This is a genomic window from Roseovarius sp. EC-HK134, from assembly GCF_902498815.1.
Classification (GTDB): Bacteria; Pseudomonadota; Alphaproteobacteria; order Rhodobacterales; family Rhodobacteraceae; genus Roseovarius; species Roseovarius mucosus_A.
Genome location: NZ_LR701544.1, coordinates 1,185,008 through 1,201,812 on the forward strand (window position 1 = coordinate 1,185,008; position 16,805 = coordinate 1,201,812).

A 16,805-nucleotide genomic window follows, 5' to 3' on the forward strand; every position below is an offset into this window, starting at 1 on the left:
CGTCTGGCAAAGGGAGTAGCGGCTCGCGGATCAGGAGGGGTTCGCGGGCCGATCTATTTTTAAGGGGTTGGGTGTGGCGCGGGGCGTGACCGAGTTAGGGGCGTGCCCTATTCCAGCGTAGCGATGGTGGCGCGCAGGGTGGCCAGCCCCTCGGATTTCTCGCTGGAGGTGAGGATCAGCTCGGGATAGGCCGCCGGATGCGGGGCAAGTTTGGCGCGCACCTGATCCAGCACGCGGTCGCGGTCGGCGGCGTTGATCTTATCCGTCTTGGTCAGAACGCATTGAAAGGTCACGGCGGAGGCGTCGAGGAGCGACATGATCTCTTCATCCACGGTTTTGATGCCGTGGCGCGCATCGACCAGCACAAAGGCGCGGCGCAGGGTTTGGCGACCTGACAGGTATTGCTTCAAGAGCGCCTGCCATTTTTGCACCACGGCGAGCGGCGCATTGGCATAGCCATAACCGGGAAGGTCGACGAGATAGTGGCTCTCGCCCAATGCGAAGAAGTTGATTTCCTGCGTGCGACCGGGGGTGTTGGAGGCGCGCGCGAGCGCCTTGCGGCCTGTGAGCGCGTTGATCAGGCTGGATTTCCCGACATTGGAGCGCCCGGCAAAGCACACCTCGAGCCGGTCGGCGGGCGGCAGGCCGGACATGGCGACGACGCCTTTGACGAAATCAACCGGCCCGGCAAAGAGCTTGCGGCCTTGTTCGGAAATCTCGTGCTCAGGCTCTGGCGCGATGGGAAAACGCAGTTGCATCACAGCACCTCAAGCTGGTCGCCAAGGGCGATGGTGCCGCCGGTGATCACCTCGGCGTAAATGCCGAAATCCTGATGATCCCAGGTCTTGTTGAGGGCTGCCAGCGTGTCGAGGTCGCGCGCGCCGGTCGCGGGGTTGGCGGTGGTGGCCAAGCAGCGGCGGATCGGTTCACGCACGATCATTTCGGCGGTCCCGAGGCGCAGAGTTTTACCGATGAGGTCGAATTCGGCCCAAGGGGCAAGCCCGTCGAGATGGATGTTACAGCGCCAGCGTAGGGGTGACACATCGGCCCCCATCTTGTCTGCGAGGTCTGCGTTTGAGGCGAGGTTGAGCAGGCTCACCGACGGGTAGTCGGTATCGGTATAGCCGCGCCCATCAAGCCGGTAGAGGCGCAGGGGCTGCGTGCCCTCGGGCGGCATCAGGGGGCGCACCCAATCGAGAAACGCCTGCCCATCGTGATCGGGATGAAAGGTCATATCGGGGCGGTCGGGATGGGTGAGGGTCACGGTCTCAGCCGCCTCATCCAACTGCGCATTGATCGCCATGAGTGCGCCGGTCTTGGACCCGCGCGAAAAGTTGACGCAAGGCCCCCATTCGCCGTCCGTCAGCCGGGCGATTTCGAGGGCGACTGCCCAAAGACGGTCGCCGGGCATGGCCTGCCCGGCGGTCAGCGTGACGGTGCTCAGCGCTTCGCGCCCGTGGCTCTTGATCGGATGCCGCCAGAGGGCGCGAACCTCTGTCATTTTTTCTTGGGTGTTGTTTTGGGCGTGGATTCGGCCGCGGGTTTCTCTCGTTTGAAGCCCGAGGTGATGTTGCCGAACACATCGGGTTTATAGCCTTGGCTGCGCATGATCATGTATTGCTGCGAGAAGGTGATCACGTTGTTGGCGATCCAGTAGATCACGAGGCCAGAGGCAAAGCTGCCCAGCATGAACATGAAGACCCAAGGCATCCAGGCAAAGATCATCTTTTGCGTGGGGTCGGTGGGTGACGGGTTCAGTTTCTGCTGCAACCACATCGAGATGCCCAAAGCCAAGGGCAGGATGCCGATGAAGATCAGCGCCATGATCGAGCCCGGTTCCGGCGCGGCCCAAGGCAGCACGCCCCAGAGGTTGAAGAGCGACGAAGGATCGGGAGCCGAGAGATCCTTGATCCAGCCGACCCAAGGCGCGTGGCGCAATTCGAGCGTGACGAAGATCACCTTGTAGAGCGAGAAGAAGATCGGAATTTGCAGCAGGATCGGCAGACAGCCCGCCGCCGGATTGACCTTTTCCCGCTTGTAAAGCTCCATCATTTCTTTCTGGAGTTTCTGGCGGTCATCGCCAGCGGTCTCTTTGATCTTCTCCATCTGCGGCTGGAGGTCTTTCATCTTGGCCATGGAGACGTAGGATTTATAGGCCAAGGGCAGCACCAGCGCCTTGATCAGCAGCGTCAGCGCGATGATCGCCCAGCCCATGTTGCCAATCAGGGCATTGAGCCAATGCAGCACCGCAAAGATCGGTTTGGTCAGGAAGAAGAACCAGCCCCAGTCAATGGAATCGAGAAAGCGGTCAACGCCCTGTTCGTTCTGATAGTGCCGGATCGTCGCCCATTCCTTGGCCCCGGCAAAGAGGCGGGTTTCGGCGCTTGCGGTCTGGCCTGGCTCGACCGTTTGGGTCGGTTGCACGGCTTCGGTCTGATAGATGCCGCGTTGCGGATCGAACTTGGCCACCGCCTTGAACGAGCTGCCCGCTGCGGGGATGAGGGTGGTCATCCAGTAGTGATCCGTAAAGCCGATCCAGCCATTCTCGGTCACTTGGGTGACTTCGGCGGGCGCACCTTCGCGGGCGTTGAACGGGTATTCCTCGACATCGTCATAGTCGATTTCCGACAGGGTGCCATCCGCCATCATGATCAACCCCTCGTGGAGGATGAAGAAGTTCTTGAGGTCGGCGGGGCGGCCATGACGGGCAAGGATACCGTAAGGGGCAAGGCTGACGGCGGTTGCCCCGGTATTCTCGACCGACTGGCGGACGGAGAACATGAAATCCTCGTCGACGCTGAGTTCGCGGCGGAAGATGAGGCCTGCGCCATTGTCCCACGAGAGGGTGACGGGCGTGCTTGTCGTCAGTTTTTCGCCGCTCTCGACCTGCCAGAGCGTGTTCGCGCCGGGCACTTGATCGGGGGTCAGGCCAGCGCCGGGCGCCCAGCCATAAAGGGCGTAATAGGGTGTTTCGTTGCCGACAGGGGCCATCAGGCGCACGATCTCTGACGCGGGGTCGATGGTTTCGCGGTAATTCTTGAGGAAGATGTCGTCGATCCGGCCCCCTTGCAGGGAAATCGTGCCCTTCAGGCTGGGCGTGTCGATGGTAAGGCGCGGCGCGTCCGGCTCTGCCACGGGGGCTGCGGTTGTGGCGGTGGTCGCCTCGGCGCCGCCCGTGGCCGAGGGGGTGGGCAGGCTCTCGGTCGCCGTGGGTACGGCGGCGTTGGGATCGACCGGGGCGGGTTCGGGTGGTGGGAACATCACGAACCACACTAGAATCACGACGAAACTAAGTGCTGTTGCCAAGATAAGGTTCTTGTTCTGATCATCCATCGCCGATGGCCATCCCTGTATTACATGTCAGGGCGGTTCAACAGAGTGCGGCGGCAAAGGTCAAGGGGATTCCGGGGATTTTACCCCAAGGCGCGGGGATTCATCGCAGGGTTCAGCCCTTGGCGCGGGCGATCCGGGGCAAGGGGCCGAGTTTGGCGCGATGCGCCGCGATCCAGTCGGGCGTTGCCGCGAGGGGCATGGGGCGGGCGATGCCAAAGCCCTGCACATGGGCGCAGCCCAGTTGCGCGAGCATGGCAAGTTCGCCCGCTGTTTCGACCCCTTCGGCAAGTGTGGCGAGGCCAAGACGGTCAGCCATCGACAGGATGGCCCCCACCATGCGCTGTTGGTCCGGGTCGCGGTCAATGGCGGTGACATAGGACCGGTCGATCTTGAGCCGGTGGACGGCAAAGCGGCGGATCGTGGCGAGCGAGGCGTGGCCGGTGCCGTAATCGTCAAGGTCAATGGGGCAGCCCATGCGTGCCAGTGCCGCGATATTGCGGGTGATGACATCGTCGGCAGAGGTGGCGACCACGGTTTCCAGCACTTCGATCACCAGCCGATGGGCGGGCAGGTCGCAGCGATCCAGCTCCCAGGCGAATTTCTCGGGCAGGGTGGGATTGCGCAATTCCTCGGGAGAGAGGTTGAGGCCGACGCAGGGAATATCGAGGCCGAGGTGATCCCATGTTTGCAGGGCGCGGAGCGCATTGGCGAGCATGGCATCGCCCAGCACCTCCATCCGGCCGGAGGCGGCGAGCAGCGGCAGGAATTCCGCAGGCGCGATCAAGCCTGCTGTGGGGTGCTGCCAACGTGCGAGCGCCTCGAACCCGGTGATTTGGCCGGTATCGGTGCAAATCTGCGGCTGGAACCATGTGATTAGCCGCCCCTCTTGCAGGGCTGTTGTCACCTCTTGTGCAAGGGCGCGCGGCGGAGGCGTAGGTGCGGCCATGCCGCGGCCATAGGCGCGGATCGCCGCAGGCCCGTGGCGCTGCGCCTCATGCAGGGCGGTTTGGCAGGCGTCGTAAAGGGCTGTGGCGGTGCGCGCGGGGGCCTGTGCATCAAGACAAAGGCCCAGCGAGGCAGAGATATGCAGCGTGGTGGCATCGAGCGCGATAGGCTCTGCCAGTGCCGTGCGCAGCCGCTCGGCCAAGGCCAGAAGCGGGCCCAGCGTGAGGCCGGGCTTGGGCGCCAAGAGCACCCCAAGCCGCCCGTCGCCAAGATCGAAAAGCTGATCCGCGGGCCGCAGCATGCGCGCGAGGCGTTCAAGGCTTTGAAGGATCACACGGTCGGCGGCGGCAAGGCCGTGGCGATGCGTCAGCGTCTCGAATTCGTCGATCTGAAGAAGCAGGCAGGCGGTGCGTGTGCCCCCCTGCCGCGTGTTGGAGAGGCTATCGGCGATAGCGGCGCGCAGGGGCGCGCTGCGCGCGGCCTCATCCGTCAGGGGCGGGGTTTGGCGGCGGTCCGATAGGGCAAGCGCCAGAAGGGTGAGCGGTAGCGCCAAGAGCAGGGCCGCAAGCCCGAACCAGTGGGTTGCCAGACCCGCCGCCGCGATCAGCGCCAGCGATTGCGGCCAATGGCGCGCGCGCAGCCGTGCCGCAATCCCTGCAATCCGTTCTTGCCCTGCTGTGACCATCAACCCTTGTCCCGCAATCTGGCGATGAGCCTAGCGCGGTGGGGGTTAACGGAGTTTGGGCAAGCCTTCGGGATTTGCGTCGGATTTTATCGATTCGGTGGTCAGGCCCGCGAAATCGAACAATTTCGGATCAAGCAGATGCGAGGGCCGCGCGTTCATCAGCGCGCGGAACATGACCTGACGGCGGCCGGGGCTGCGCGCTTCCCAGCCGTCGAGGATTTGTTTGACCTGCTGGCGTTGCAGCCCGTCCTGAGACCCGCAAAGGTCACAGGGGATGATCGGGTAATTCATGGCGCGGGCGAACCGCTCGCAATCCTCTTCTGCGACATGCGCAAGCGGGCGGTAGAGGAACAAATCGCCCTCCTCGTTCACGAGCTTGGGCGGCATGGTGGCGAGCCGCCCACCGTGAAAGAGGTTCATGAAGAAGGTTTCGAGAATGTCATCGCGGTGATGGCCGAGCACGACCGCTGTGCAGCCCTCTTCGCGGGCGATGCGGTAGAGATTGCCCCGGCGCAGGCGCGAACAGAGCGCGCAATAGGTGCGCCCGGCAGGCACCTTGTCCATGACGATGGAATAGGTGTCCTGATATTCGATGCGGTGGGGCACCTGCATACGGCTGAGAAAATCCGGCAGGACGGTGGCCGGGAAACCGGGCTGGCCCTGATCGAGATTGCAGGCCAAAAGCTCTACCGGCAAAAGGCCGCGCCATTTGAGTTCGTAGAGCACGGCGAGCAGGGTGTAGCTATCCTTGCCACCCGAGAGGCACACGAGCCATTTGCCGCCCGGCGCGATCATGCCATATTGCTCGATCGCCTCGCGGGTATGGCGCACGATCCGTTTGCGCAGCTTTTTGAATTCGGTGCTGCTGGGCGCGCCGTGGAATAGCGGATGGATCTCTTCGGACTCGTCTAGCATGGGCTGGCTTTAGGGGTTTTGTGGGGGGCAGGCANGTGACGCCGGGGCCCACCTCGAGCACGACGCCCGCGCCCTCATGCCCCAGAATGGCCGGAAACGCCCCCTCGGGATCGGCCCCCGACAGGGTGAAATCATCGGTGTGGCACAGGCCCGTCGCCTTGATCTCCACCAGAACCTCGCCCGCCTTCGGACCCTCAAGGTTCACCTCCATGATCTCCATCGGGCGGCCTGCCTCAACCGCAACCGCAGCACGTGTGCGCATGTGTTATCCTTTCCTTTGCAATTTGCCGCAGTCTTGCGTCATGCGGCGCGGTGATTCAATATCGAGAGCGTCACGCAGACCCCGGACTGCGGCACTTTTTGCGGCAATTTCCGGCAAGAGAGGCGAAACCATGAAGAAAATCCTTAGCACAGCCCTGATGATCGGGGCATTGGCGGGGTGTGTTGGCCCACAGGACAAGGCGCCTGAGGGCGATGCCTGCGGTGCGGCGCAGATGCAGGCGCTGATCGGCACGCCAGTTGCGGCGCAGGATTTCAGCGGGCGCGCTGCGGTGCGGATTCTGCCACCGGGGGCGATGGTAACGATGGATTACCGCCCCGATCGGCTGAATGTCGAGCATGACGCGGACGGGGTGATCACACGGATCGCCTGTGGGTGAGGGGTCACCACGTCGAAATTCGATGTGACGGCTTTGATCAGCGCGGTACGGCAGTGTCGGCTATCCCCCGCGCGGAACAAGGCGCGGCACGCGCCGCCGCGCGGATCGCTGGGCCGTCCCGCGGCCTAGCGATTTGGAGAGGGAGCGCTATGCTGTGGGATCACACGAACTTTGCGTGCATAAAGTGCCAGACGGTGCCGCTGCTTCGCTAGTCCCCGGCCCAGCAATCCGCGCGGCTGCTGACTCGACTCCGCCTATCCCCCGCTCTATTTGATATGGAACAAATAGAGAACGAAGCCCACCATGCCCACCCGCCGCATCCTGTCGATCTGGTTTCCCCGGCTTGGGGCCGAGCGCCTGTTGCGGCGGGTGACAGACCCGGACACGCGGCTTTTTGCGGTGGTCAGTGCCGAGGCGCAGGATCAGGTGCTGACCTCTGTGTCACTGCGCGCCGAGGCGCTGGGGCTGAAACCGGGGCAGCCGCTGCGCACGGCGCAGGCGCTCTGCCCGGACCTGATCACCCGCCCCCGCAACCGTGCGGCGGAGGCGGCATTTCTGGCCGCATTGGGGCGTTGGGCCGGGCGGTTCTCGCCCTTGGTGGGGATCGAGGGCACGGCGGGCCTGCTCTTGGATGTCACGGGCTGTGCGCATCTCTTTGGCGGCGAAGCGGGGCTGATCGCCACGCTGCGCGCCGAAGCCGGGGATCTGGGCCTCAGCCTGCGCTGTGGGCTGGCGGATACGGTGGGGGGCGCATGGGCATTGGCGCGCTATGCCGGGCAAGGGGTGGCGGCGCAGCGTTCGGGCGATGCCATCGACCAAGAGGCCCGCGCCACCCGGTCGCGTGCCGCCAAGCGGCGGCATTGGGAGCGCGGCGGCGCGGCCCCTGTGGTGCCGGTGGGCGCTGAGGCGGATGAGATTGCCCCGCCGGGGCATCTGCCAGACCGGCTGGCACCTTTGCCAGTCGCGGCGCTGCGGCTGCCCCCTGTGGTGGTGGCGGATCTGGCGCGGCTGGGGCTGCGGCGGATCGGGGACTTGGCGGCGCAACCGCGCGCCAGCCTTGCCCGCCGCTTTGGCCCCGAGGTGATGTTGCGGCTGGATCAGGCCTTGGGCCATGTACCAGAGCCGATGTCGCCCTCGGCCCCGGCCCCGCGCTTTGCCACCCGGCTGAGCCTGCCGGACCCGATCGGATTGCGCGGTGATCTGGAGGCCGCAGTGTGCCGATTGACCGAGCGGCTCTGCCTTCTGTTGCAGGGCAAGGGACAGGGCGCGCGGCATCTGCGGCTCGAGGCCTATCGTGCCGATGGTGGGCTGCAAGCGGTCGAGGTGCGGCTGGCACGTGCGGTGGACCAGCCAGAGGCGATGCGCCCGCTCCTGGAGATGCAGCTTGACAGGATCGACGCCGGGTTTGGGATCGACATGCTGCGGCTAGAGACGATTGTGACCGCGCGAATGGAAACCCGGCAGGGCGAAAGCGGTTTGGGCCGTGGGCGGGGGCCCGGTGCGCAAGAGGCGGCGCTGGCTGATCTGATCACCCGGCTGGGCGGGCGTATCGGACTAGAGGCGATCACCCGCCGCCATCCCGCCGAGAGCCATATTCCCGAGAAATCTGCGCTGACCCTTGCCGCCGCCTGGTCAGAGCCTGCCCCCGCGCCTTGGCCCACACCCGAGGCGCGCCGCCCGCTGCTGATCTGGTCGCCCGAGGCAGTAACGCGGCCCGAGACGGGGGATATCACGCTGCCGTTTCGCTGGCGCGGGCGGGTGCATGAGGTGGCCGGGGCCAGCGGACCAGAGCGGATTGCGCCGGAATGGTGGCTGGAGGACCCGGCGTGGCGCAGCGGGGTGCGCGACTACTGGCAGGTGGTGACGACGCGCGGCGAGCGGCTGTGGCTGTTTCGTGCCCATGGCGGGCAAATCTCGGGCGGGTGGTTCTGTCAGGGGCGGTTTGCCTGAGGCCGGTCAGGAAAGCGCTTGATTTGGCGCAGGATTGGCGCAACTCTGGAGGCATGAGTTTGCAAAACCTCGGCCCGATTGCGGGCGCGCATCCCTCAACCACTCAGGTGGCGTTCCAACGCACTGAACTGGGCGTGATCCTGTCGCTCTATGGGCGCATGGTCGCGGCGGGAGAGTGGCGCGACTACGGTATTTCCTGCCTGCGCGAGGTGGCGGTGTTTTCGATCTTTCGGCGCACGGCGGAACATCCGCTCTACCGGATCGAAAAGCGGCCAAAATTGCAGGGCAAGCAAGGGCAATATGCGGTCATTGGCATGGATGGTCAGGTGCTCAAGCGCGGGCATGATCTGAAGACCGTGCTGCGGGTGCTAGAGCGCAAACTGATCCGGGCGGTAGAGTGAGGCAAGGCTGGGACAAGGCATAAGGCCCTGCCCCGATTTGTGCCGGGGCGTTCAAGCCTCGTAATAGGCATACATCTGTTCGAGCGCGTCCAGACCGGGCGCTTGGGGCGCTTGCGGCAGGTTTGCGGGGGCCTCGGGCGTGTAATAGACGGCGACCCAATCCGGGGTGATTGGGGCCGATTTCACAGCCGGGGCGACAGGGGTTTTGACCGGGTAAGCCATGGGTTTATCTCCATATTTCCATGGCACTTACATAATCTTCTGCGCTGCGGCATAAACCGCCAAGCGCGCAGTCTTGCCATGCGTCTGATGCAAGGCACGGATTTTAGCCGATCAGCATATCCCCGGCCAAACCCAGCGTGAAGCCAAAGACCGCCCCCAGAGGCGGTAACCAACTGTGGCGCGCACGGGCGGCGGGGGCGATATCCTGAAAAATCAGGTAGAGAATGCCGCCCGCCGCAAACATCATGATAACCCCCAGAACCTGCGGCATCTCGGAGAGAAAAGAAAAGCCGATGGCTGCGCAGACCGGCCCAAGCAGGGCAAGCCCGGCAAAGAGCAAGACGATCCGATGCCCCCGGACCGCCCCACCACGCATGATGTCGCGAAAGGCGGCAAAGCCCTCGGGCAGATTTTGCAGGAAAATGAGGCCGGCCAGCAAGAGCGCGCGTTCGGCCTGCGCGGTCAGCATGGCCCCGATGGCCATGGCCTCGGGCAGGAAATCGAGCAGCATCGCCATAAGCTGCGCGCCGCGCCCGCCGTGCGATTCAAGAAAGCGGTCGATGGCAAAAAAGGCGATCCCGCCGCCAGCAAAGGCACCAAGCGCCACCGGCGCGGAAAGCGTATCGCGCGCATGGGGCACCAGCACCAGCGCAATCGCCGCCAAAAGCGCGCCACCGCCAAAGGCAACGATGCCATGGGTCGCAGGCGCAGGCAGCCGCCTAAAGGTTGCGGAGAGCGCGAGCGCCGCCCCAAGGGGCATGGCCGCACCCGCGATCAGGGCCAAGAGCAGCGCAAACCATAAGCCCTCGCTTGCCATTGTCCCTGTGTCCGATCAGACGTGCCGCTCGACCATCATCTTTTTGATCTCAGCGATGGCCTTGGCGGGGTTAAGGCCCTTGGGGCAGGTTTTCGTGCAGTTCATGATGGTATGGCACCGATAAAGCTTGAACGGGTCTTCAAGATCATCAAGCCGCTCGCCTGTTGCCTCGTCCCGGCTGTCGATGATCCAACGATAGGCATGCAAAAGTGCGGCCGGTCCAAGGTATTTGTCGCCATTCCACCAGTAGGACGGGCAAGAGGTAGAGCAGGACGCGCACATCACGCATTCATAAAGCCCATCGAGTTTCTCGCGGTCCTCGATGCTCTGCCGCCACTCTTTCGCGGGGCGGTTGGTTTTGGTTTCCAGCCACGGCATGATGCTGGCATGCTGCGCGTAGAAATGCGTAAGGTCGGGGATCAGATCCTTGACCACCGGCATATGCGGCAGCGGGTAGATTTTCACATCGCCCTTGATTTCATCCATACCATAGATGCAGGCCAGCGTGTTGATCCCGTCGATATTCATCGCGCAAGAGCCGCAAATCCCCTCGCGGCAGGAGCGGCGGAAGGTGAGCGTGGGATCAATCTCGTTCTTGATCTTGATCAGCGCATCCAGAACCATCGGGCCGCAGGTGTCCATATCCACGAAATAGGTGTCCACCCGCGGGTTTTTGCCATCGTCCGGGTTCCAGCGGTAAATCTGGAACTTGCGCACGGTCTTGGCACCCTCGGGCTTGGGCCATGTTTTGCCCGTGGTCATGCGCGAATTCTTGGGGAGTGTGAGTTGAACCATCTTGCTACTCCTTGTCAGCCGCCCAAGAGGGTCAGGCTATTTTGGGCAATACATTGCACGGCCTCGGGGCGCTGTGCGATTGCGATCACTTGCTGCGTGGTTTCAGGTGTTACGCCTGACACGCTGGCGCTTGCGATCTGAATGATCTCTCCGGCAGAGGCAGCATCAATCACGCAATCGGTGATCGGGGCAGCGTTGAGGCCCGGAAAGCGCTGTGCGACGACTGTGTTGACCACGCTCTTGGCCCGCTCGCGCGCGAGGGTGTCGGCGACCTGATTGGTCGCGTCACAGGCGCTGAGGGCCGCAAGCGCGAGACAGGCCAAGGCGATCCGCATCAGAACGTCCGTTCCTTTGGCGCGATCTTTTTGAGGCTGATGCCGCCCTGATCCTCGGTTGTCAGAGGATCGGTGACGATCGGGCGATAGCTGAGATCGACGGAATTGCCGTCGACCCGCGCAACCGTGTGAACGCGCCATTTCTCGTCGTCGCGGGTGCTGAAATCTTCATGCGCATGCGCGCCGCGGCTTTCTTGCCGGGCCTCGGCCCCAAAGATCGTGGCGAGCGCATTGGGCATGAGATTGGTCAGTTCCAGCGTTTCCATCAGGTCGCTGTTCCACACAAGGCTACGGTCCGTGACCTTGATGTCATCCATCTTGGCCGCGACGGTCTTCATCTTCTCGACGCCTTCGGCCAGCGTTTTCGAGGTGCGGAACACGGCGGCATCTGCCTGCATCGTGCGCTGCATTTCGAGCCGCAATTCGGCGGTGGGCACAGCGCCGGTGGCATGGCGCAGCCCGTCAAAGCGCGTCAGCGCCTTGTCGACCTCGGCCTTGTTGGTGGCGGGCACGGCCGAGTCGCGATCCACCACCTTGCCTGCGCGAATGGCAGCAGCGCGACCAAAGACCACAAGGTCAATGAGCGAGTTGGAGCCAAGCCGGTTCGCGCCATGCACAGAGGCGCAGCCCGCCTCGCCCACGGCCATGAGGCCGGGGACGACGGCATGGGGATTGTCCTGAGTGGGATTGACCACCTCGCCCCAATAATTCGTCGGCACGCCGCCCATGTTGTAATGCACGGTGGGCAGAACCGGAATCGGCTCCTTGGTCACGTCCACACCCGCAAAGATGCGCGCAGACTCGGAAATACCGGGCAGGCGCAGATGCAGCGCCTCGGGCGGCAGGTGGCTGAGGTTGAGGTGGATGTGATCGCCATCCGCGCCCACGCCGCGCCCTTCGCGGATTTCCATCGTCATGCAGCGGCTGACATAGTCGCGGGGGGCGAGATCCTTGTAATTGGGCGCGTAGCGTTCCATGAAACGCTCGCCCTCGGAATTGGTGAGGTATCCGCCCTCGCCACGCGCGCCCTCGGTAATCAGGCACCCGGCGCCGAAAATGCCGGTGGGGTGGAACTGCACGAATTCCATGTCTTGCAGCGGCAGACCGGCGCGCGCCACCATGCCGCCACCGTCGCCGGTGCAGGTATGAGCAGAGGTCGCCGAAAAATAGGCGCGGCCATAGCCGCCGGTGGCCAGTACGACCATCTTGGCGTTGAAGACGTGGATGGTGCCATCGTCGAGTTTCCAGCAAACGACGCCGGTGCAGGCCCCATCGGTCATCACCAGATCAATGGCGAAATATTCGATGTAGAACTCGGCCTTTTGCTTGAGGCTTTGACCATAGAGCGTGTGAAGGATGGCATGGCCGGTGCGGTCAGCGGCGGCACAGGTGCGCTGCACCGGCGGGCCTTCGCCAAATTCGGTGGTGTGGCCGCCAAAGGGGCGCTGATAGATCTTGCCCTCTTCGGTGCGCGAGAACGGCACGCCGTAATGTTCCAGCTCATAGACCGCTTTGGGCGCCTCGCGCGCGAGATATTCCATTGCGTCCGTATCGCCCAGCCAATCCGAACCCTTGACCGTGTCATACATATGCCACTGCCAGCTATCGGGGCCCATATTGCCAAGCGATGCGGCAATGCCGCCCTGTGCCGCAACGGTGTGCGAGCGGGTCGGGAAAACCTTGGTCACGCAGGCCGTACGGAGGCCCTGTTCGGCCATGCCGAGTGTCGCCCGCAGGCCCGCGCCGCCCGCGCCGACAACCACGACGTCATAATCATGCGTCTCGTATTCATAAGCAGCCATTTGTTCAGGTCCTCACAGCGCGATCTTGGCAAGGGCGAAAAGCCCGGTGGCGATCAGCCCGTAACTTAGAACGGTCACGGCAATAATCAGGCCCCGGCGCGTGCTGCCGTGGCTGTAATCCTCGATCATGGTCTGCGCGCCGCTTGCGTAGTGGCGCAGGCCAAAGAAAATCACGAGGCCGGTGAGAATGGCCATGGCCGGATGCGAAAAGGCGGCCAGCACCTCGGCGCGGTCACCGCCAAGGGCGCGGCCAAAGGCCACCAGAAACACCGGGATGATCAGGGCAAGGCCAACACCCGAAAGTTTCATATACCAGAAATGTTCGGTCCCGGTGCCAGCGGCCCCTTTGCCCTCGGCGCGTTTGCGTGCGGTCAGATAACGCATGATGCTCTCCTCAGACCAGAAGCAGGGTGATGACGGTCAGCACGACCGAGCCGATGATGCAGCCCCAACCGAGTTTCTCGGCGGTGGGAATGTCCATTCCCTTGCCCGCGTCAAAATAGAGATGCCGCAGCCCCGCGAGGTAGTGATACCACACCGCCCAAGCCGAGAGGGACAGAACCAGATCGCCAAACCAAGAGGTCAGCACCGCATCGGCCATGGCAAAATAGGCGTCAGAGGTAGAGGCCGCCAAAAGCCACCACACGATCAGAAGCGCCGCCACGATCAGGGCATTGCCGGTGATCCGTGTCAGGATCGAGGTGATCGAGGTCAGTTGTGGGCGATAAATTTGCAGGTGGGGCGAAAGCGGGCGTTCAACCGGTTTGGTTTCAGCCATGGAGCAACTCCTTTGCAGATGGCGGGCGGCGCGACAGCCGTCTTTTGCTGGGTTTCTTGTTATACTTTTTCTCGGCGCTGTCACCTGTCCCGCGCGCCAAAACCCCTGTTTTGAGGCAATTGGCCGCAAAAATATTGCTTTTGTGATCACGTAAATAATCGTGTGATCACAAATTAGGCCAATGGGAATCAGGTTTTCCCTGATGGTTTCCCTGAGTCTCTGGGCTGGTGCGGGAAACTCTCTTAGGACTCGCCCGGACAGCGCATGGTTTTGTGATCACAAAACTGAAGCAGACAAGAAAAAGCCCGGGGCGCTTACGACCCGGGCCTATTCTGTGCCATGGCGCTGTTTAGTGCAGCTTGGCTTCTACATCCGCGATGGCCGCGTCGATCAATGCATTTCCATCAGCGGCGGTCATCTGCTTGGCGATCACGTCACGCGCGGCGGCAACCGCCACGACAACAGCCTGATCGCGTACGTCGCGGATGGCCCGCGCCTCGGCGCTGGCGATCTGTTCTTCGGCAGCCTGCATGCGGCGGGCAATCGAAGCCTTGATCTCTTCCTTAGCCTCTTCGGCGGCGGCGTTCGCCTCTTCCTTGGCTTGCGCCACGATCCGGTCGGCTTGTGCCTGCACGTCTTTTTGCTTGCGCTCGTAGCTGGCCAGCAAGGTCTGTGCCTCTTCGCGCAGGGCGCGCGCCTCGTCGAGTTCGCCCTTGATATTGGCGGCACGCTCGTCGAGTTTTTTGCCCAAGAGTGTTGGCACCTTGACGTAAATCAGGAAGCCAACAAAGAGCAGGAAGGCGAGCAGGACCACGAAATTCGTGTTGGAGAGCGAAAAGAACGGACCCGAAGCCGCCAGCGCGGGGCTGGCGAAGACGGCGGCAACCATGGTCAAAAGCATCTTTTGCATGGCGATTATCCTTTCATCCGGTCGGCAACAGCGGCCCCGACGGTTTTCTCGTCGGCCTTGCCACCCATGACGGCAACGATCTCGGCAGCGGCTGCAACGGCCACTTCTTTGACGCTGTCCATCGCAGTGGCCCGGATATCGGCAATCTTCTTTTCGCCTTCTGCCGCACGCGCGGCAATCTCGGCATCCGCCTTGGCGGTTGCGGCGTCCAGCTCTGCCTTGATCTCGGCCTTGGCCTGACCCACGATGGTCTGCGCCTCGGTGCGGGCATCGGCCAGCGCCTTGAGATAGGCTTGCTCGGCCTCGACAGCCTTGACCTTGAGATCTTCGGCAGCGGCGAGGTCGTTGGTAATGGCCCCCTGACGCTCTGCCAGCACGGCCGCAATGCGCGGCAGCGCAATGCGCGACAGGACAAAGTAAATCACGACCAGCGTGACGAGGAGCCAGAAAATCTGGTTGCCAAAGGTCGTAAAATCCAGCTGGGGCAAGCCCGGCGTGGATGCGGCTTGACCAGCGGCGTCATGCGTTTCGCTTGCCATGTCGTCCTCCTAGGGGAAAGTTCCGTGTCACCGAGGGGCGGCGTTGCGCCACCCCTCAGCCGTAAGGATCAGCTACCCGAGAGACTTAGACAGCGAACATCAGCAGAAGGGCGACGAGGAACGAGAAAATCCCCAGCGCTTCTGCGAAGGCGATGCCGATGAACAGCGTCGCGGTCTGGCCAGCAGCGGCCGAAGGGTTGCGCAGCGCGCCAGCGAGGAAGTTGCCGGCAACATTGCCCACACCCATCGCAGCCCCGCCCATGCCCATGCAGGCCAGGCCAGCGCCGATATATGCACCCATTTGAACGATATCGCCTTCCATAGTGATGTCTCCTTACGTTGGAATTGGCATTGATCGGTTGGTCGTGGGGCGGGCGAACCCGCCGTCGTTTCGTAAGGTGGGTGAAACCCACCACATCCTGTTAGTGGCTCGGGTGCAGAGCATCCTTGAGATACACACAGGTCAGGATGGTAAAGACATAGGCCTGAATGAAGGCCACCAGCACCTCGAGCGCATAGATGGTCGAGATGGCAAGGATCGAGAGCGGCGTCACCACGATGCCGATCCCGGTCGAGATCAGGATCATCGGCGCGAAGGCGGCGAACACTTTGACCACGGCGTGACCGGCCATCATGTTACCGGCAAGACGGATGGAGTGGCTGACGGGACGCACGAAGTAGGAAATCACCTCGATCAGCGCCAGCACCGGGCGCAGCGCGAGCGGCGCGGAACTGACCCAGAAGAGCCCCAGAAAACCCACACCATGTTTCACAAAACCGACAACGGTCACGGTCAGGAAAACCATCATCGCCATCACTGCCGTCACCGCGATATGGCTGGTGGTGGTAAAGGCCATCGGCAAGAGGCCCAAGAAGTTGGCGAAGAGGATGAAGAGAAACAGCGTCATGATATAGGGGAAGAACACCAGCGCATCCTTGCCCGCCACATCCTCGACCATCTTGCGGATGAAATCATAGAGCAGCTCGACCACGGATTGCGTGCGGCTTGGGATCGTTGCCCGGCGCGACGTGCCCATGACCATGAGCGCAATGATCGCGAGCACTGTCAGCGCCATCCACAACGTGACGTTGGTCAGTGTGAACACGCCCACGGCACCCTCGCCAAAGAGCGGCTTGACCATGAACTGATCCATCGGGTGGAAAACCAGACCGGGTTCCCCGGCACCGTGCGCTTCAGTCGCCATTCTTTGCCCTCTCATCCCCGCCTTGCGCGGGCTTGTCCATGCCTTGCTGGATTTCGGCGGCGCTGCGCATCATCGTTTTGACGCCCGCGGCCACCCCCAGCAACGTGAAGATGACAAGGAACACCGGCATCGTCCCCAAGAGAACATCAAGCCCGTATCCCATGCCGAAACCGATCAAAAGACCGGCCACCAGCTCGATCACCATTCGCCAAGCCATCTGGGCCTGAGAATAATGCTCTTCCTGATGGGGCCGTGGTGCGTCCTTGGCCTTGAGCCTCGCTATCTTCGCTTCCAGCTCTGCCAGTTGCGCGCGCTGCTCGGGATCGGTCACGGGAGCCCCCTCAGGATGTTGCGCATGTGCTACGTCCTGAGCACGCCTGAGTCAAGCGCCAGAGACCCCTGCGTGGCGCTAGGTTAAAGTGTTGTTTTATTGAGTATTTTTACCAAGAAGATGCAGGGCGGTCATTCCGTCGCAACCGCCCCAAAGGCGATCTGGGGCGGTTTGGTATATTCA

At 62.8% G+C, this 16,805-nt stretch carries 20 protein-coding genes and 1 pseudogene; 3 read left to right on the top strand and 18 right to left on the bottom strand.

Going from position 1 to position 16,805, the window contains the following annotated elements:
• Positions 1 to 107 precede the first annotated feature (107 nt).
• The 6 genes and pseudogenes from yihA to GC127_RS09605 all read right to left on the bottom strand — a co-directional run.
• Complete coding sequence (yihA, locus tag GC127_RS09580; RefSeq protein ID WP_008281345.1) at positions 108 to 758, bottom strand: ribosome biogenesis GTP-binding protein YihA/YsxC; 651 nt, start codon at positions 756 to 758, stop codon at positions 108 to 110.
• Positions 758 to 1,501 (bottom strand): MOSC domain-containing protein, encoded by a 744-nt coding sequence (locus GC127_RS09585; RefSeq protein WP_151977768.1) that lies wholly within the window; start codon positions 1,499 to 1,501, stop codon positions 758 to 760. The genes yihA and GC127_RS09585 overlap by 1 nt, the downstream gene beginning before the upstream one ends.
• Complete coding sequence (gene yidC / locus GC127_RS09590) at positions 1,498 to 3,333, bottom strand: membrane protein insertase YidC (RefSeq protein ID WP_008281347.1); 1,836 nt, start codon at positions 3,331 to 3,333, stop codon at positions 1,498 to 1,500. Before yidC ends, GC127_RS09585 begins: the two co-directional genes overlap by 4 nt.
• Positions 3,334 to 3,445: 112 nt before the next feature.
• Positions 3,446 to 4,963: a bifunctional diguanylate cyclase/phosphodiesterase gene (locus GC127_RS09595; RefSeq protein ID WP_151977770.1), complete on the bottom strand. Its 1,518-nt coding sequence runs from the start codon at positions 4,961 to 4,963 to the stop codon at positions 3,446 to 3,448.
• A 45-nt stretch (positions 4,964 to 5,008) separates the two neighbouring features.
• Positions 5,009 to 5,878, bottom strand: coding sequence for a tRNA 2-thiocytidine(32) synthetase TtcA (gene ttcA, locus GC127_RS09600; protein WP_151977772.1), 870 nt, complete (start codon positions 5,876 to 5,878; stop codon positions 5,009 to 5,011).
• Between the two features lie 35 nt (positions 5,879 to 5,913).
• Positions 5,914 to 6,140 (bottom strand): annotated as a pseudogene (locus GC127_RS09605) (alcohol dehydrogenase catalytic domain-containing protein); the annotation flags it as partial.
• A 130-nt stretch (positions 6,141 to 6,270) separates the two neighbouring features.
• On the opposite strand from GC127_RS09605, the gene GC127_RS09610 reads away from it, so the two are divergent.
• The 3 genes from GC127_RS09610 (at position 6,271) to GC127_RS09620 (ending at position 8,888) form a co-directional block, all read left to right on the top strand.
• A complete protein-coding gene (locus tag GC127_RS09610; RefSeq protein ID WP_008279652.1) occupies positions 6,271 to 6,537 on the top strand; it encodes an I78 family peptidase inhibitor in 267 nt (88 codons plus the stop codon).
• A gap of 303 nt (positions 6,538 to 6,840) precedes the next feature.
• Positions 6,841 to 8,487, top strand: a complete 1,647-nt coding sequence (locus GC127_RS09615) for a DNA polymerase Y family protein (protein ID WP_008279653.1) — start codon at positions 6,841 to 6,843, stop codon at positions 8,485 to 8,487.
• A gap of 53 nt (positions 8,488 to 8,540) precedes the next feature.
• Positions 8,541 to 8,888, top strand: a complete 348-nt coding sequence (locus GC127_RS09620; protein ID WP_151977774.1) for a DUF2794 domain-containing protein — start codon at positions 8,541 to 8,543, stop codon at positions 8,886 to 8,888.
• Positions 8,889 to 8,939: 51 nt separating this feature from the next.
• On the opposite strand, the gene GC127_RS22800 is transcribed toward GC127_RS09620, so the two are convergent.
• From GC127_RS22800 to GC127_RS09675, 12 genes are all read right to left on the bottom strand, one after another.
• Positions 8,940 to 9,110, bottom strand: coding sequence for a hypothetical protein (locus GC127_RS22800; protein ID WP_199861222.1), 171 nt, complete (start codon positions 9,108 to 9,110; stop codon positions 8,940 to 8,942).
• A gap of 103 nt (positions 9,111 to 9,213) precedes the next feature.
• Complete coding sequence (locus tag GC127_RS09625; RefSeq protein WP_151977776.1) at positions 9,214 to 9,927, bottom strand: ZIP family metal transporter; 714 nt, start codon at positions 9,925 to 9,927, stop codon at positions 9,214 to 9,216.
• Positions 9,928 to 9,942: 15 nt separating this feature from the next.
• The gene (locus tag GC127_RS09630; protein ID WP_008279657.1) at positions 9,943 to 10,722 is read right to left on the bottom strand and encodes a succinate dehydrogenase iron-sulfur subunit; all 780 of its coding nucleotides are present in this window, start codon (positions 10,720 to 10,722) and stop codon (positions 9,943 to 9,945) included.
• A 14-nt stretch (positions 10,723 to 10,736) separates the two neighbouring features.
• Entirely contained in the window at positions 10,737 to 11,057 is a 321-nt protein-coding gene (locus tag GC127_RS09635) for a succinate dehydrogenase (RefSeq protein ID WP_151977778.1), read from the bottom strand.
• Complete coding sequence (gene sdhA / locus GC127_RS09640) at positions 11,057 to 12,859, bottom strand: succinate dehydrogenase flavoprotein subunit (RefSeq protein ID WP_151977780.1); 1,803 nt, start codon at positions 12,857 to 12,859, stop codon at positions 11,057 to 11,059. Before sdhA ends, GC127_RS09635 begins: the two co-directional genes overlap by 1 nt.
• Positions 12,860 to 12,871: 12 nt before the next feature.
• Positions 12,872 to 13,243 (bottom strand): succinate dehydrogenase, hydrophobic membrane anchor protein, encoded by a 372-nt coding sequence (gene sdhD / locus GC127_RS09645; RefSeq protein ID WP_008279660.1) that lies wholly within the window; start codon positions 13,241 to 13,243, stop codon positions 12,872 to 12,874.
• Between the two features lie 10 nt (positions 13,244 to 13,253).
• Entirely contained in the window at positions 13,254 to 13,637 is a 384-nt protein-coding gene (gene sdhC / locus GC127_RS09650; RefSeq protein WP_008279661.1) for a succinate dehydrogenase, cytochrome b556 subunit, read from the bottom strand.
• Positions 13,638 to 13,986: 349 nt separating this feature from the next.
• Positions 13,987 to 14,547, bottom strand: coding sequence for a F0F1 ATP synthase subunit B (locus tag GC127_RS09655; RefSeq protein WP_008279663.1), 561 nt, complete (start codon positions 14,545 to 14,547; stop codon positions 13,987 to 13,989).
• A gap of 5 nt (positions 14,548 to 14,552) precedes the next feature.
• The gene (locus GC127_RS09660; protein ID WP_008279664.1) at positions 14,553 to 15,086 is read right to left on the bottom strand and encodes a F0F1 ATP synthase subunit B'; all 534 of its coding nucleotides are present in this window, start codon (positions 15,084 to 15,086) and stop codon (positions 14,553 to 14,555) included.
• Positions 15,087 to 15,171: 85 nt separating this feature from the next.
• Complete coding sequence (locus tag GC127_RS09665; protein WP_008279665.1) at positions 15,172 to 15,408, bottom strand: F0F1 ATP synthase subunit C; 237 nt, start codon at positions 15,406 to 15,408, stop codon at positions 15,172 to 15,174.
• 100 nt (positions 15,409 to 15,508) lie between these two features.
• Positions 15,509 to 16,291 carry a F0F1 ATP synthase subunit A gene (locus GC127_RS09670; RefSeq protein WP_037296858.1) on the bottom strand — a complete coding sequence of 261 codons (783 nt, stop codon included), beginning with the start codon at positions 16,289 to 16,291 and terminating at the stop codon, positions 15,509 to 15,511.
• Complete coding sequence (locus tag GC127_RS09675; protein WP_008279667.1) at positions 16,281 to 16,622, bottom strand: AtpZ/AtpI family protein; 342 nt, start codon at positions 16,620 to 16,622, stop codon at positions 16,281 to 16,283. The genes GC127_RS09670 and GC127_RS09675 overlap by 11 nt, the downstream gene beginning before the upstream one ends.
• Positions 16,623 to 16,805: the final 183 nt, after the last annotated feature.

Bases quoted from the DNA above. Each gene is read 5' to 3' on its own strand.
- GC127_RS09655 (WP_008279663.1), bottom strand. From the start codon at position 14,547: ATGCAAAAGATGCTTTTGACCATGGTTGCCGCCGTCTTCGCCAGCCCC.
- GC127_RS09665 (WP_008279665.1), bottom strand. From the start codon at position 15,408: ATGGAAGGCGATATCGTTCAAATGGGTGCATATATCGGCGCTGGCCTG.
- yihA (WP_008281345.1), bottom strand. From the start codon at position 758: ATGCAACTGCGTTTTCCCATCGCGCCAGAGCCTGAGCACGAGATTTCC.
- sdhD (WP_008279660.1), bottom strand. From the start codon at position 13,243: ATGCGTTATCTGACCGCACGCAAACGCGCCGAGGGCAAAGGGGCCGCT.
- GC127_RS09625 (WP_151977776.1), bottom strand. From the start codon at position 9,927: ATGGCAAGCGAGGGCTTATGGTTTGCGCTGCTCTTGGCCCTGATCGCG.
- GC127_RS09635 (WP_151977778.1), bottom strand. From the start codon at position 11,057: ATGCGGATCGCCTTGGCCTGTCTCGCGCTTGCGGCCCTCAGCGCCTGT.
- GC127_RS09620 (WP_151977774.1), top strand. From the start codon at position 8,541: ATGAGTTTGCAAAACCTCGGCCCGATTGCGGGCGCGCATCCCTCAACC.
- GC127_RS09610 (WP_008279652.1), top strand. From the start codon at position 6,271: ATGAAGAAAATCCTTAGCACAGCCCTGATGATCGGGGCATTGGCGGGG.
- GC127_RS09585 (WP_151977768.1), bottom strand. From the start codon at position 1,501: ATGACAGAGGTTCGCGCCCTCTGGCGGCATCCGATCAAGAGCCACGGG.
- GC127_RS09615 (WP_008279653.1), top strand. From the start codon at position 6,841: ATGCCCACCCGCCGCATCCTGTCGATCTGGTTTCCCCGGCTTGGGGCC.
- GC127_RS09630 (WP_008279657.1), bottom strand. From the start codon at position 10,722: ATGGTTCAACTCACACTCCCCAAGAATTCGCGCATGACCACGGGCAAA.
- GC127_RS22800 (WP_199861222.1), bottom strand. From the start codon at position 9,110: ATGGCTTACCCGGTCAAAACCCCTGTCGCCCCGGCTGTGAAATCGGCC.
- GC127_RS09660 (WP_008279664.1), bottom strand. From the start codon at position 15,086: ATGGCAAGCGAAACGCATGACGCCGCTGGTCAAGCCGCATCCACGCCG.
- sdhA (WP_151977780.1), bottom strand. From the start codon at position 12,859: ATGGCTGCTTATGAATACGAGACGCATGATTATGACGTCGTGGTTGTC.
- sdhC (WP_008279661.1), bottom strand. From the start codon at position 13,637: ATGGCTGAAACCAAACCGGTTGAACGCCCGCTTTCGCCCCACCTGCAA.
- ttcA (WP_151977772.1), bottom strand. From the start codon at position 5,878: ATGCTAGACGAGTCCGAAGAGATCCATCCGCTATTCCACGGCGCGCCC.
- yidC (WP_008281347.1), bottom strand. From the start codon at position 3,333: ATGGATGATCAGAACAAGAACCTTATCTTGGCAACAGCACTTAGTTTC.
- GC127_RS09670 (WP_037296858.1), bottom strand. From the start codon at position 16,291: ATGGCGACTGAAGCGCACGGTGCCGGGGAACCCGGTCTGGTTTTCCAC.
- GC127_RS09595 (WP_151977770.1), bottom strand. From the start codon at position 4,963: ATGGTCACAGCAGGGCAAGAACGGATTGCAGGGATTGCGGCACGGCTG.